Genomic DNA, 13,394 nt, shown 5'->3' on the forward strand with positions numbered 1-13,394 from the left:
GCCGGCGATGTTCGGCGATCTGTGGAACAGCTTGTCAAGCGGGTATTACACCTGCGTAAACGGTGGGGGCGCGGCGTGTGTGAGACGCGCCGCAGCCCCCGCCCCGCCGGGGCGGGAGGTCTTCGGGCGGTCGGGCCTAATCCGCGGTGGACACGCCCGCGTCGTCGAAGGTGGCGACCTCGTGCAGGGTCCGCGCGGCGGCCTGGAGGATGGGCAGCGCCAGCAGCGCGCCGGACCCCTCGCCCAGCCGCATGCCCAGGTCCACCAGCGGGCGCAGGCCCAGGTGCTCCAGGGCGGGCCCGTGCCCGGACTCGCTGGAGCGGTGTCCGGCGAAGCATGCGTGGACCGCCTCCGGCGCCATGGCCACCGCCGCGAGGGCGGCCGAACCCGCGATGACGCCGTCGAGCAGCACGGGGACGCGCAGCGCGGCGGCGCCCAGGACGAACCCGGCCAGGGCGGCGTGCTCCAGCCCGCCCAAGGCGGCGAGAGTGCCGACCGGGTCGGCCGGGTCCACCGGGTTGGCCTCCAGCGCACGGCGGACGACGGAGACCTTGTGCCGGTACGTGGCGTCGTCCACGCCGGTACCCCGCCCGGTCGCGCTCTCGGGGGAGGCACCGGTGAAGGCGCAGACCAGGGCGGCCGACGGGGTGGTGTTGGCGATGCCCATGTCACCGGTGACCAGGCAGCGGTTCCCGACGGAGGCGAGGTCCCGGGCGATCCCGATCCCGCTCTCCAGCGCCTGGAGCGCCCGTTCGCGGGTCATCGCCGGGCCCCGGGTGAGGTCGGCGGTACCCCGGGCGACCTTGCGCGGCAGCAGGCCTTCGGCGCGCGGCAGGTCGGCGGCCACGCCCACGTCCACGACGGTGACCTTCGCCCCGGTCTGCCGGGCGAAGGCGTTGACCACCGCGCCCCCGGCGAGGAAGTTCTCCACCATCTGGGCGGTCACCTCCTGGGGCCACGGCGTCACCCCCTGGGCGTGGACGCCATGGTCTCCCGCGAAGACCGCGACGGCCGCGGGTTCGGGCACGGGGGGCGGGCACTGCCCGGCCAGTCCGGCGAGGCGGACCGACACCTCCTCCAGCACTCCCAGGGAGCCCGGGGGCTTGGTCATGCGGTTCTGCCGGTCCCGTGCCTGCTCCATCGCGCGGGGATCCAGTGCTCCGACGGCGGCGACGGTCTCCTCCAGCAGGCTCGTGGGCTCGCGGCCGGGCAGTCCGCGGCGGCCGAAGCGGTCGCGGTGCACGGCCCAGGACAGGGGGCGCTCGCCCTCGGAGCCCGTCCCTGCGGAGGGCTCGTCGACGTAGCCGACACAGAGGCAGGCGACCACGTCCAGGTATTCGGGGAGTTCGAGGGCGCGGGCCAGGTCGGTCCCCTCCACCCGGTCCACCCGGCCGACGCCGAGTCCCTCGGCGCGCGCGGCCAGCCGCAACTGCTCCAGGACGGGTTCGGCGGAGCGCACGGTGCCCGGGGCGCCGCGCCCGGGGTCGGCGGTGAGGGCGATGGCCAGCGGCGCTCTCAGGACCTCCTCGGGGGCGACGCCGGCGGAGGTGCCGCCGTCCCCACCCCGTTCGGCCGCCAGGTCGCGGAGCCGCTCGCGCAGCCGGGTGTCCTCGACGAGGATGAAGTCCCAGGCGCGGTCGGCGCTCGGTGCGCGGTGGACGGCCTCCAGAACACGGGTGAGGACGTCGTCGGGGACGGGGTCGGAGCGAAAGCCCGAGCGCACCTCGCGCGCGGTGTCGATGGCCCGGTAGACGGCGGCGCGCTCGGGTTCGCTGAACACCCGGTCCTCGCGGGGCGGCTGCGGCTGCGGCTGCGGCTGCGGCTGCGGCTGCGGCTGCGGGGAAGCTACCGGTTCGAGAGCCTCGGCGGGCTCCGACAGCGGAGCGCCGGAGGGGCCGGTACCGCGGAAGGGGTTGGCCGCCGCGGGACGTGCACGCCGTGCCTCGGTCCCGCGTCCGCTCTCGGGCAGGCCGTCCAGCAGGCCGCCGAAGGCGGTGGACCCGCCCCCCGGGGCGTCCGCGCGGTCGCCGTCGCTCATGAACGCCCCCCTGGTGCGCCTGTACGTGGTTCGTGCTGGTTCGGCATCGACCGGCAAGCGTAGTGCGTGGTGTGCGCGCCTCCCGCACGAGTCCCCCGACTCGTGCTTCTCCGGTCGTGCGCGAACATCATTTCACAATTCGGACAAAGTTCATCTTTACGAAGTAGATCAAAAATGGGACACCTTCTGAACTGCGGTCTTGTAATGTGTGCGGGTCCACCGACCGACCCCGAGGACGACCAGCGCATGCCCGACCGCCCCTCACGGCCGATGATGCCCTCCGTGATCCTGGAGACCGAGCGGCTGCGACTGCGCGCGTTCGTCGACTCCGACATCGACGACGTGTACCTGCTCCAGGCCGACCCTGACTCCCAGAGATGGGTTCCCCTGCCCTGGCCCGGCGCACCCTACACCCGCGCCGACGCCGAGCGCTGGTGCCGCGAGAACGGCCCCGCCCTGCGCACCAGCGGCGGCGGCCAGCACTGGGCCGCCGCAGAGAGGGACACCGGCCGCCTGGTCGGGGCGTTCGGCCTGCTGCGCACGGACTGGCAGGCGATGGCCACCGAACTCGGCTACACGCTCGCCCCCTGGGCGCGCGGCCGCGGCTACGCCACCGAGGCCGCCGTCGCCGTCTCCCTCTGGGCGATCGACCAGGGCTTCCAGCGGGTGGAGCTGAAGGCCGCGACGGCCAACACCGCCTCCCGCAGGGTCGCCGAGCGGTCCGGGTTCACCTTCGAGGGGATCGAACGCAGCGCCATGCCCCTGCACGAGGGCCGCACCGACCTGGCCTGCTACAGCCTCATCCCCGCCGATCTGGAGCGCTGACCACGGCCCGCGCTCAACCGCGGACCCGCGAGAGCATCCAGGTCCCGCTGGCGGTGTCATGGCGCAGTTCGTACACGCCCTGCGCACAGACCGCCCCCGCCTCCACACGCCAGTGGCGCCGCTCTGGCACCCGCGCCTCGTGGACCGGGCTCCAGTCCATGCGCAGGGTCACCCAGTGGTCGAGGATCCTACGCACCCCGTACACACGGCCGTTCCATGTGAATCGCGACGGACGGCCGCCGTCCTCGACGACCGCGACCTCGGCCCCGTAACACCGGTTCACGGCACTCCCCCTCAGTGATCGACGGACCCCACTCCACACACGGGAACCCCCAGGGGAAGGACGGACAGGGATTCGAACGTGTGTTCCAAGAGTAGCGAAAACCCCACGGGCGTGGAACCGTTTCCGCCACATCCGCCCCGGCGCCGCCCCGCACCGCCGCAGGTCCGCCCACGGATCGGCCGTCGGTACCCTGAAGTCCCCCCACCCATCCACACCACGCAAGGAACCCCCAACCGTGACGTCGAACGGGCAGCAGACCGGCAGACCCCTGCAAGCGGGCGACCCGCGCGAACTCGGCGGCTACCGCGTCCTCGGCCGCCTCGGGCAGGGCGGCATGGGCGTCGTGTACCTGGCCGAGGACCCCTCCGGCCGCCCCGTCGCCGTCAAACTCATCCACCCCGGCCTCAGCGACGACGAGGACTTCCGCCGCCGCTTCGCCCGCGAGGTCGACGCCGCCAGGCGCGTCGCGCGCTTCTCCACCGCCGGGGTGATCGACGCCCGGTTGGAGGGCGAACCGCTCTTCATCGTCTCCGAGTACGTCCCCGGCCCCAACCTCGACCAGACGGTCCGCGCCAACGGCCCCATGCACGGCGGCACCCTGGAGGGCCTGGCCGTGGGTGTGGCGGCCGCGCTCACCGCCATCCACGGCTCCAACGTGGTCCACCGCGACCTCAAGCCCTCCAACGTGCTGCTCTCCCCCGTCGGACCCAAGGTCATCGACTTCGGGATCGCCCGCGCCCTCGACGACACCGGCGCCACCCGCACCAGCCAGCTCATCGGCACCCCCGCCTACATGGCACCGGAACTGCTGGCCGGGCAGGCCCCCGCGCCCGCCGCGGACGTCTTCGCCTGGGGCTGCCTGGTCGCCTACGCCGGCCGGGGCAGAGCGCCCTTCGACGCCCCCACCGTGCACGCCGTGCTGCACAACATCGTCAGCACCCCGCCCTCACTGGAGGGGCTGGAGCCAAACCTGCTCGGCCTGGTCGGCGCCGCGCTCGACAAGAACCCCGCCAACCGGCCCACCGCCCAGCAGCTCCTCGCCCGGCTCGTCGGCCAGGAACAGCCCGGGGAGGAGGAGGTGCGCCGCACCATCACCGTCTCCTGGCCCCAGGCCGCCCCCGTCGGCCCGGTGCACGACAGGGCCCGGCTGCCGCCCCCGCCGCCCGACCCCGGCCCCCGGCCCGTACGCAGGCGCAGGCGGCGCCCCGCGCTCCTGCTCTCCCTCGGCGCGGCCGCCGTCGCGCTCACCGTGGCCGCGGCGACGGCGGCGGCCCTGCTCGGCGAGGACCCGCCGCCGACCGACACCGTCTCCCTCTACACCGACGACTTCGCCGACGCGCCCGGCTGGAGCCTCAGGGAATTCGAGCCGGAGGACTCCCTCGACTGGGACGGCTACTGGAGCGGGCGCGGCGTCGTGCTGCGCCTGGACCCCGAGCGCACCTCCGAAACCAGCAGGGGCGAGCTCGTTCCGGGCCTCGGCGAGATGCCGCCCTCGGTGCTCGTACGCACCACGGCGCATGTGGTCGAAGGACCCGCCCAGGCCGTGTTCGGCGTGCGCTGCTGGGACACCGACGGCGAGGAGCAGCGCACCCAGTACGAGGCGCTGCTGCGCTACGACGGTCAGCGGGCGGAGATCCGCAAGGTCACCGAGAACGGCGGCAGCTCCGCGCTCGTGGAGACCCACGAGGTGTCCGGTTACCGGCCCTACGCCCTGTACACGGAGGAGGGGCCCGGAGCGGGCGGCGACCCCTACGGGATCGGGGCCGACGAGGTCGACGCGCTGACCGCCAACTCCATCGCCTTCGCCTGCGAGTACTCCGACCAGGGGGCGAGCATGCGACTGCGCCTGTGGGTCAACGACGAGTTCGCCCTGGAGACGGTCGACGACAACCCGCTCCCGGACAGCGCCGAGGACGCCGAGGGCAGCCGGCGTGTCGGCATCGTCACCCGCAAGGGCCCCGACAACACCCCGCTCGGCGTTCTCTTCACCGAGTTCTCCGTCCACGAGATCCTCCCCGAGCCGTGAGGCGGCGGCGCGGGCTGGCATGATGCGGGGGACGCCGGACCCAGCGAAGGAGCAGACCATGCGCGCCATCGTCGTCGAGGAACAGGGCGGACCCGAGGTGCTGCGGCTCACCGAAGCCCCCGACCCCGTGCCGGGACCGGGCCAGGCCCTGGTCGAGGTGGCCTCCCGCGGCATCAACTTCATCGACGTCTACCAGCGCAGCGGCGCCTACAAGGTCCCGCTGCCCTTCGTCCCGGGCGTGGAGGCCGCCGGAACGGTCACCGCCGTGGGCGAGGGCGTCACCGGCCTGGCCCCGGGGCAGCGCGTGGGCTGGGCGATGGCCCCCGGCGGCTACGCGGAGAAGGCCGCGGTCGACGCCTCCCTCCTCGTCCCGCTGCCCGACGGCGTCTCCGACGACCAAGCCGCCGCGCTGCTGCTCCAGGGTATGACCGCCCACTACCTCACCCACTCCGTACACCCGGTGGCCGACGGCGAGACCGTCCTGGTCCACGCCGCCGCCGGAGGGACCGGCCTGCTCCTCACCCAGCTCGCCAAGGAGCGCGGCGCCCGGGTGATCGGCACGGTCTCCACCGAAGAGAAAGAGCGCATCGCCCGCGAAGCCGGGGCGGACGAGGTCATCCGCTACACCGAGACACCGGTGGCCGAGGCGGTCCGCGAGCTGACCGGCGGCGAGGGCGCGGCCGCGGTCTACGACGGCGTGGGCCGCGACACCTTCGAGGCGAGCCTGGCGTCACTGCGCCCGCGCGGCGTGCTGGCCCTGTTCGGCCAGTCCAGCGGCCCGGTGGATCCGGTGGACCCGCAGCGGCTCAACAGCGCGGGATCGGTGTACCTCGCCCGGCCCTCGCTGGGCCACTTCGTCGCCGACCGCGATGAACTCCTCGGCCGGGCCGGCAACCTGTTCCGGCTCGTCGAGGCGGGACGCCTGGACGTGCGGATCGGCGGGCGCTACCCGCTGGCCGAGGCCGCCCGGGCCCACACCGACCTGGCGTCCCGTGCGACCTCCGGCAAGCTCCTGCTCGTCTGAGCGCTACGGCTCCTCGCGCTGCTGCGGGAACGTCCCGGCACCGCCGGCCCGCGCGGCATCGCCGCGCGCGTCGGCGACCGCCCGCTCCGCCGCCTCGGCGGCCTCCTCCGCAGCCAGTTCCGACCGGGAGTGCACGCCCCCGTCCGCCGTAATCTGTGCCGGGCCGGTATCGGCGCGCCCCGGCTCCTTCTCCGTGGAGGGCTTGGCCGCAGCCTCCCCGGAGAAGGCGTGGGTGACGTTCTTGACCGCCTCGGTGAGCTCGCCGGGGATGACCCAGAACGTGTTGCCCTCCCCCTGGGCCAGGGACGGCAGCGTCTCCAGGTACTTGTAGGCCAGCAGTTTGGCGTCGGCGTCGTTGGCGTGCACGGCCTGGAACACGCGCTCGATCGCCTTGGCCTCACCGTCGGCGCGCAAAATGGCGGCCTGCTGGTCGCCCTGCGCCTCCAGGATCGCCTGCTGGCGGGCGCCCTCCGCCTTGAGGATTCGGGCCTGGCGCTCCCCCTCGGCGTGCAGGACCGCGGCGCGCTTGTCCCGGTCGGCGCGCATCTGCTTCTCCATGGCCTCCTTGATGCTGGGAGGCGGGTCGATCGCCTTGATCTCGACCCGGTTGACGCGGATGCCCCACTTTCCGGTGGTGTCGTCCAGGACCCCGCGCAGCCGGGTGTTGATCTCCTCCCGCGAGGTGAGGGTGCGTTCGAGGTCCATGGAGCCGATGACGTTGCGCAACGTGGTGACGGTGAGCTGGTCGATGGCCTGGAGGAAGTTGGCGACCTCGTAGGCCGCGTCCTTGGGCCGGGTGATCTGGTAGTAGAGGACGGTGTCGATGTTGACCACCAGGTTGTCCTCGGTGATCACCGGCTGCGGCCTGGAACTGAAGACGTGTTCGCGCAGGTCGAACTTGGTGTTGACGCGGTCGACGCCCGGGATGATGAAGTTCAGCCCCGGGGTGAGCGTCCTGGTGTAGCGGCCGAAGCGCTCGATGTTGTAGGCGCGCGCCTGCGGGACGATGCGGATCGCCGACAGGGCGAGGAGCACCAGCGCGACCGCGAGGATGACGAAGGGAAGTGCCGATTCGATCATGTCCGTACCTGACCTTGGCTTGGCTTAGGGGAACGGGGCCGTTCACAGCCGGCGGGAGCCGCCGCGCGGATCTAGGGCAGGGCCTCGCGCGGATAGACCACGGCGGTGGCGCCGTCGATCTCCATGACGTCGACGTGCGTGCCGACCGGGATGACCAGGTCCTCGTCGATACACCGTGCCGACCACTCCTCTCCGGAGAGCTTGATCAGCCCCCGGTCGCCGTCGACCTCCCGCAGGACGAGGCCGGATCGGCCCACGAGGGCGTCGGCGCCCGAGCGGGTGTCGGGGCCGCGGGCCAGTTGGCGCTGGATGATCGGGCGGACCAGGACGATCCCGGCGGCCGAGGTCGCCGCGAACCCGATGACCTGTACGGCCACGGGCAGCCCGAGGGCCCCCAGGAGCGCGGCGACCAGTGCCGCGACGGCGACGAGGCCCAGTACGAAGGTCAGGGTGAAGACCTCGGCGACACCGAGGGCGACGGCGAGGATCGTCCACATCAGCCAGTCGGGCATGGTTCCACGGCCCTCCCGCAAAGGATCGGGTCATTCCTACGCTACCCACACAAGCCCGACGTAGCACCCTTTACCGCTCATAGAAAGCGTTTCCGCACGCCCCGGAAGCGCTCACGAGGTCGGCGAGAGCAAAGATGGCCACATCCGGCCACCGACATCACCGCACATAACGTCCCATCAGGGATCGATCATCGCGTGTGAACGTGTTAGTCACTGACGGACCCGTGGGCTTTGACAGAATCTGCTCATGAACCAGTACCCCAACCCCCACCCGGGCGACCCGTGGCAGCAGCCCAGCGGCCACAACCCCGGCTGGGGCCCTCCTCCCCCGGACCCGTACGCGGGCGGCGCCATCGAGCCCTACCAGGGCGGCTACCAGCCGGGCGCCCCCGTGCCCACCCCCGACGAAACGCTCCTCACCACGATCGGGGACATCGCGATCACCCAGAACCTGGTGATCACCCCGGCCGGACGCTTCCCCATCAACAGCACGGTGTGGACGGTCACCGACATGAGCCGCACGGAGACCACCACTCCGGCCTGGGCCATCGTCGTCGCGATCCTGGTGTTCTGGTGGACCTGCCTGCTCGGCCTGCTCTTCCTCCTGGTCAAGGAGCACAAGACGACCGGGCACATCCAGGTGACCGTGCAGGGGCACGGCCACTACCACGCGACGAGCATCCCGGTCTCGCACCCGGCCATGTCCCAGCAGATCAATGAGCAGGTCAACTACGCACGCAACCTGGCCGCGTAGCGCCCTCGGTCGGCCGTCCCGCCCGAGACGGCCGACCGGCCCGTCAACACGGCATCAAACACCTTCAAACCGCAGCAAACCAGCGTTTACCACCCAGTGTCTTCGTCCATACACCTAGAGCGTTCTACAGTCGGTGTGAGGGAGAAGCGGATGCTGGTCGCGCTGGTCGTGATGGCCCTCTTCGCGGGACAGTGGTGGATGTTCTGATCCCGGGGCCGCCCGAAACCACGCCACCGGACTTCGCGAAACGCCAGCGCAGCAGCACCACACCGGGAGTTAATCACCGGTAACGTGGTGCACGTGCTCCGAAGCGACCGGTTTGGTGGAGCAAGAGTGGTTACGGGAACCATCTACGAATGACCGTAGTTGGTCAGATTTTGCCCGACTGTGGGCGAGATCCGACAAATACCCTAGTATGTCTACCCGGGACGCTGTCGGCGCCACGACACGGGGATCCCCGGTCACAGGCCGCCGACCAGCCCCCGTCCACCATCCCCAGTCCGCGGTCGGCCCAGCCGAACCCGGGCGACAACTGAACAGGCACCCGTAGCTCAGTGGATAGAGCACCGGACTTCTAATCCGATGGCCGCAGGTTCGAATCCTGCCGGGTGCGCCGCAAAACCCCAGGTCAGACCGGGTGTGCGAGTCGAACAGACGAGGCGCGAGACCCCCTTCAGGGGCCATGTGTGCTCCCCGTGTGCTCCCCAGTACAAGGTCCGTCGAGCAGCGGCCCTCCAGGGCGGAGCATTTTGCCTGCCCTTGGCCTGACGGATAGCGGGCCGTGTCCGCCCGCCAGCGCCCCACAGCCGCCACCGGACCGGCCCTCCCGGCCTGCGGGGCCCGTGGCCGCACAGCGGCCGCATCCGGCCCATTCACCAAAACCCCTTCCCCCAGGGGATTGAACACGCCATAATCCGATGGCATCACCCCCTGGGGCACGCAACAGCCACACACCCCGGGCCGCTGCCGACCTCCGCTCGGTCAGGCAGGCACAGCACCGCGCCAACGGCGCCCCCGTGGCCGGGCAGCAGCCACACCCGCCACTGAGCAGCACCCGCATCCCCCTGCACCCCCGCCCCCTACACCAGGAAGAGACAGGCGTGCAGCGCGCACAAGTCAACGACGTCGTGATCGTGGTCCCCGGCATCCTCGGCAGCCGCCTGGCCGACAAGGACGGCAAAGAGGTCTGGGGCCTGTCCGGACCGGCCCTCCTGCAGGGAATCACCACCTTCGGCAGATCAGCACGACAGCTGACCCTGCCCACGGATATCGGCGATGACCACCCCGGCGACGGCGTGAGCGCCACCGGCCTGATGCAGGACCTGCACCTGCTGCCCCACATAGGCCCCGGCGTGGACGGCTACCGCAACCTCTTCGCCTGGCTGCAACGGGAGTTCACCCTCCAGCCGGCCACACGCGAGAGGCCCGGGAACCTGGTCGCCTTCCCCTACGACTGGCGGCTGTCCATCCGCTACAACGCCCGAGAACTCCAACGCACAGCACAGCTCGCGCTGGAAGGCTGGCGCGGCCACCACTCCGGCAACCGCGACGCCCAGGTGGTGTTCCTGTGCCACTCGATGGGCGGACTGATCGCCCACTACAGCCTCAACAACCTGCCCGACCCGGTCCCCACCCGGTCGGTCATCACCCTGGGCACTCCCTTCCAGGGCTCGTTCGACGCACTCACCAACCTGGTGAACGGCAAGCGGTTGTCCGGTTTGACCGCCGTGGCGCGCTCGCTGCCCTCGCTGCACCAGCTCACCCCCGCCTACCGGTGCCTGGTCCAGGACGGGGAGCGTGTGGACGCCCACTCGGTCGCCCTGCCCGGCCTCGACCCGCACCTGATGGAGGACGCCGCGCGTCTGCACGAGGAGATGCGGGCCGACAACGCCTCCTACACCCACTACGCCATCGTGGGCCAGAAACAGCCCACCGCGGTCACCGGACACCTGGAGGGGGAGAAGCTGACCGCTTCCCGGACGATCGACGGGGACGTTCCGGCCGGGGACGGGAGGGTGGCCCGCTTCGCGGCCCGCCCCGAGGGCTCCGCGACCCCGGAGATCGGCCACGCCGAACAGCACGGTTCGCTGCAGAACCGCAGATCGGTGCGCGACCAGATCTGGACGTGTCTGACCGCCAAGGACAAAAGCTACCGAGGCGCAAGCCGCAACGACCTGGGGGTGGCGGCCCCCGACCTGGTCACACCCGGTACACCACTGACCGTGCAGGCCAGTAGTCAGGACGAGGAGCTGCGTGTGGAGGCGACTCTCACCCCAGCAGGCCAGGACACAGACGACAGTACCCCGCGCCCGCTGAGCAACCTGGGAAACGGCCGCTACAGCGCCACCTTCCGCGACCTGGCCCCCGGCGCCTACCGGCTCCGGGTCGGAGTGCGCTCCGACCGCGACTCGGCCGTCACCCACCTGCTGCTGGTCACCGATGCGGAGGCTGCCCATGCCTGACCAGGAACTGCCCGAATCCACGTCTCTGCTGGCCTTCGGGGTGGGCCACTACACTTCCGAGGCCTACGATGAACTTCCCACAGCCGTGCCGCAGGTGGAGAAACTCGCCGAACTGCTCGGCAGCGGGGGGTACACGCCCACGGTGGTGGCCGACCCCGCCAGTGCCGACGATGTGGAAGACGCCTGCGAACAATGGGCGGCCCGGTGGCGCCGTGAACGGGACCGCGGGCCCGCCGTGCTCGTCTGGTCGGGGCACGCCGCCAGCGGACCGCGGCTCATCCTCACCGGAGCGACCGCAGCAGGCACACCCCGCCACATCCCGCTCTCGGCCCTGACCGGATACCTCACCGCCCGCACCGACGCGGCCAACGACCCCGTCCCCGTCCCCTACCAGCGGCTGGTCGTCATCGACACCTGCTACTCCGGTGACGGTGTCGCCGACCAGATCCACCAGGAAATGGAACGGCTCGAGGGCACCTCCCAGCCCCAGGGCGCCCCCCACTCCTGGCTGGGCTGCATCGCCAGCTGCTGGCCCCACGAGCGCGCCCAGGGCGAGGGCGCACTGATCGACACCATCAACCACCTGCTCGAACACGGCCTGGAACCAGGGTCGGACGACCGCTACAGCATCCTCTGGTCCCCGAAAACCAAGTTCCTGACCGGAGAGGATCTGATAAACGCGGTCGGCCGCGCCTGGCTCGGGCCCGCCGACAGCAAACCGGTGCCTGTCAGGGCCGGATTCGCCGAACCGATGTTCCTCAACCCCCGCTGGAGTGGGCCGGGGCGTCCGCGCCTGATCGACGCCCATTTGGCCGAGGCCGCCCGCTCAGGGGGGAGCATCGATGCCGACGAGTGGTTCTTCACCGGCCGCCGCACGGTGCTGGAGCAGATCACCACGTGGATGGCCGACACCACACCCGGCCTGTGCCTGCTCACCGGCCCGGCCGGGAGCGGCAAGTCCGCAGTAGTCGGTCATATCGCAGCGCTGTCCAACCCCGAGACTCGCACCCAGGTCATGGACACCCCCGGGTGGGACGCCGCCTCCCCCGACCCGGGCGAGGGGTCGGTGTACACCACCCTGCACCTGCGTGGTCTGGACGCGCACGGGATCGCCAAGGAGCTAGCGAAGGCGTTCGGAGTCGCAGAGCCCGACAACCCCACCGACCTTCTCTCCGCGCTCAAGAAGACACCGTGGGAGGTTGCCCCCCTCGTCGTCCTCGACGGCTTGGACGAGGCATCCTCCGACGACCCCGGCAAGGACCTGGTGAGGGAGCTCGTCCAGCCGCTGTCCGGAGTACTGCGGGTGCTGCTCGCCTCGCGTCCGATGAACATCCTGGTGCAGGACCGCGGAGAGGACGACCAGCCGCAGCGCGTCTACCGGCGCCTGCGGGACCTGTTCGCCCAGCAGGGCGTCTCGGCCCGCCCGTTCACCTGCCTGGACCTGGCCGAGCAGGACTCGACCGGTGCGGACATCCGCCGCTACCTCACCCGCAGGCTGGGCCGCGTCGAGGAGGCCAGCGCCGAACAGGTCCACGCCGCGGTCCAGGCGCTGGCCGTTCCCGGCGGTGAGGACGACGGCGGGTTCCTGTTCGCCCGCATCACCGCCGACTGGCTCTCGCGCAGGGCTCCCGCCGCGTGGCTGGACGATCTGCCCGCCACGGCCGCCCAGGCGTTCGAAGCCGACATCACCGCGCTGTCGGCCCAGGCGGCCGACCCGCTGGTACCGCGCACGCTGCTCACAGCCCTGGCGTGGGGGCAGGGGCGGGGCGTGCCCGAGGACATCTGGTACACGATCGCCGCCACGCTCCGCCCCGACCGCTCCTTCGCGCGGGCGGACGCCGAACAGTGCCTGCCCCTGTTCCGCCGCTACATCATCGAGGACGGCGACGGCACCCAGCCCCTCTACCGGCTCTTCCACCAGGAGTTCGTCCAGCACCTGCGCGCAGCCACCCCTACCAGTGGCGCTGCTGCGCCACAGGAAGCCGTCACCGCCACGCTCGTCGGGCTGGCGGGGGAGATCCTGGACGCGGCCGGGGAGGACTCCCCCGAGGCGCTGCCCCGCTACCTGCGCTCGCACCTGGTCGGGCATGTCCAGGAAGCCGGGTACACGGGAGTGTCCGTGCTGCGTGAGATCGCGGAACGCTACCCCGAGACGTTCCTCCCCGACCTGGCCATGGCGCTGAACACCCTCGCCATCGGCCTGGCCGAGGTGGGGCGGCGCGAGGAAGCCCTCGCCCCCGCACACGAAGCCGCCGACCTCTACCGCACCCTGGCCGACCAAGCCCCCGCCGCCTACCTCCCCAACCTGGCCGCAGCACTGAACACCCTCGCCATCGGCCTGGCCGAGGTGGGGCGGCGCGAGGAAGCCCTCGCCCCCGCACACGAAGCCG

10 protein-coding genes and 1 tRNA gene are annotated in these 13,394 nt (G+C 71.6%); 7 read left to right on the plus strand and 4 right to left on the minus strand.

Translation table 11 applies throughout. The annotated features are described in order from the left end of the window. Window positions 1-136: 136 nt before the first annotated feature. Window positions 137-2,038: a nicotinate-nucleotide--dimethylbenzimidazole phosphoribosyltransferase gene (gene cobT / locus ACFHWE_RS20250; RefSeq protein WP_416603285.1), complete on the minus strand. Its 1,902-nt coding sequence runs from the start codon at window positions 2,036-2,038 to the stop codon at window positions 137-139. Between the two features lie 246 nt (window positions 2,039-2,284). Between cobT and ACFHWE_RS20255 the strand changes: the two genes are divergently transcribed. Beyond that, the gene (locus ACFHWE_RS20255; protein WP_416603287.1) at window positions 2,285-2,863 is read left to right on the plus strand and encodes a GNAT family N-acetyltransferase; all 579 of its coding nucleotides are present in this window, start codon (window positions 2,285-2,287) and stop codon (window positions 2,861-2,863) included. A 13-nt stretch (window positions 2,864-2,876) separates the two neighbouring features. On the opposite strand, the gene ACFHWE_RS20260 is transcribed toward ACFHWE_RS20255, so the two are convergent. Further along, window positions 2,877-3,146, minus strand: coding sequence for a DUF6504 family protein (locus ACFHWE_RS20260; RefSeq protein WP_416603288.1), 270 nt, complete (start codon window positions 3,144-3,146; stop codon window positions 2,877-2,879). 235 nt (window positions 3,147-3,381) lie between these two features. Here ACFHWE_RS20260 and ACFHWE_RS20265 point away from each other — a divergent pair, with 235 nt between their 5' ends. Then, window positions 3,382-5,172 carry a serine/threonine-protein kinase gene (locus ACFHWE_RS20265; protein ID WP_416603290.1) on the plus strand — a complete coding sequence of 597 codons (1,791 nt, stop codon included), beginning with the start codon at window positions 3,382-3,384 and terminating at the stop codon, window positions 5,170-5,172. A 58-nt stretch (window positions 5,173-5,230) separates the two neighbouring features. Then, window positions 5,231-6,196 carry a quinone oxidoreductase family protein gene (locus tag ACFHWE_RS20270; RefSeq protein WP_416603291.1) on the plus strand — a complete coding sequence of 322 codons (966 nt, stop codon included), beginning with the start codon at window positions 5,231-5,233 and terminating at the stop codon, window positions 6,194-6,196. Window positions 6,197-6,199: 3 nt separating this feature from the next. Here ACFHWE_RS20270 and ACFHWE_RS20275 read toward each other — a convergent pair whose 3' ends face one another. Together ACFHWE_RS20275 and ACFHWE_RS20280 are read right to left on the minus strand one after the other, a co-directional pair. Continuing rightward, window positions 6,200-7,276 carry an SPFH domain-containing protein gene (locus tag ACFHWE_RS20275; protein WP_416603292.1) on the minus strand — a complete coding sequence of 359 codons (1,077 nt, stop codon included), beginning with the start codon at window positions 7,274-7,276 and terminating at the stop codon, window positions 6,200-6,202. A 71-nt stretch (window positions 7,277-7,347) separates the two neighbouring features. Beyond that, window positions 7,348-7,788, minus strand: coding sequence for an NfeD family protein (locus ACFHWE_RS20280; RefSeq protein WP_028648747.1), 441 nt, complete (start codon window positions 7,786-7,788; stop codon window positions 7,348-7,350). A 247-nt stretch (window positions 7,789-8,035) separates the two neighbouring features. Between ACFHWE_RS20280 and ACFHWE_RS20285 the strand changes: the two genes are divergently transcribed. The 4 genes from ACFHWE_RS20285 to ACFHWE_RS20300 form a co-directional block, all read left to right on the plus strand. Beyond that, window positions 8,036-8,542: a hypothetical protein gene (locus ACFHWE_RS20285; protein ID WP_416603293.1), complete on the plus strand. Its 507-nt coding sequence runs from the start codon at window positions 8,036-8,038 to the stop codon at window positions 8,540-8,542. A gap of 540 nt (window positions 8,543-9,082) precedes the next feature. After that, window positions 9,083-9,155, plus strand: a tRNA-Arg gene (locus ACFHWE_RS20290). Window positions 9,156-9,642: 487 nt separating this feature from the next. Continuing rightward, on the plus strand, window positions 9,643-11,004 hold the full coding sequence (locus ACFHWE_RS20295; RefSeq protein WP_416603294.1) for a lipase/acyltransferase domain-containing protein: 1,362 nt from the start codon (window positions 9,643-9,645) through the stop codon (window positions 11,002-11,004). Beyond that, the coding region (locus ACFHWE_RS20300) for a hypothetical protein (protein ID WP_416603295.1) at window positions 10,997-13,394 on the plus strand (2,398 nt) is incomplete at its 3' end. The genes ACFHWE_RS20295 and ACFHWE_RS20300, both read left to right, overlap by 8 nt.

This window comes from Nocardiopsis sp. LOL_012 (assembly GCF_048060475.1).
GTDB lineage: Bacteria > Actinomycetota > Actinomycetes > Streptosporangiales > Streptosporangiaceae > Nocardiopsis.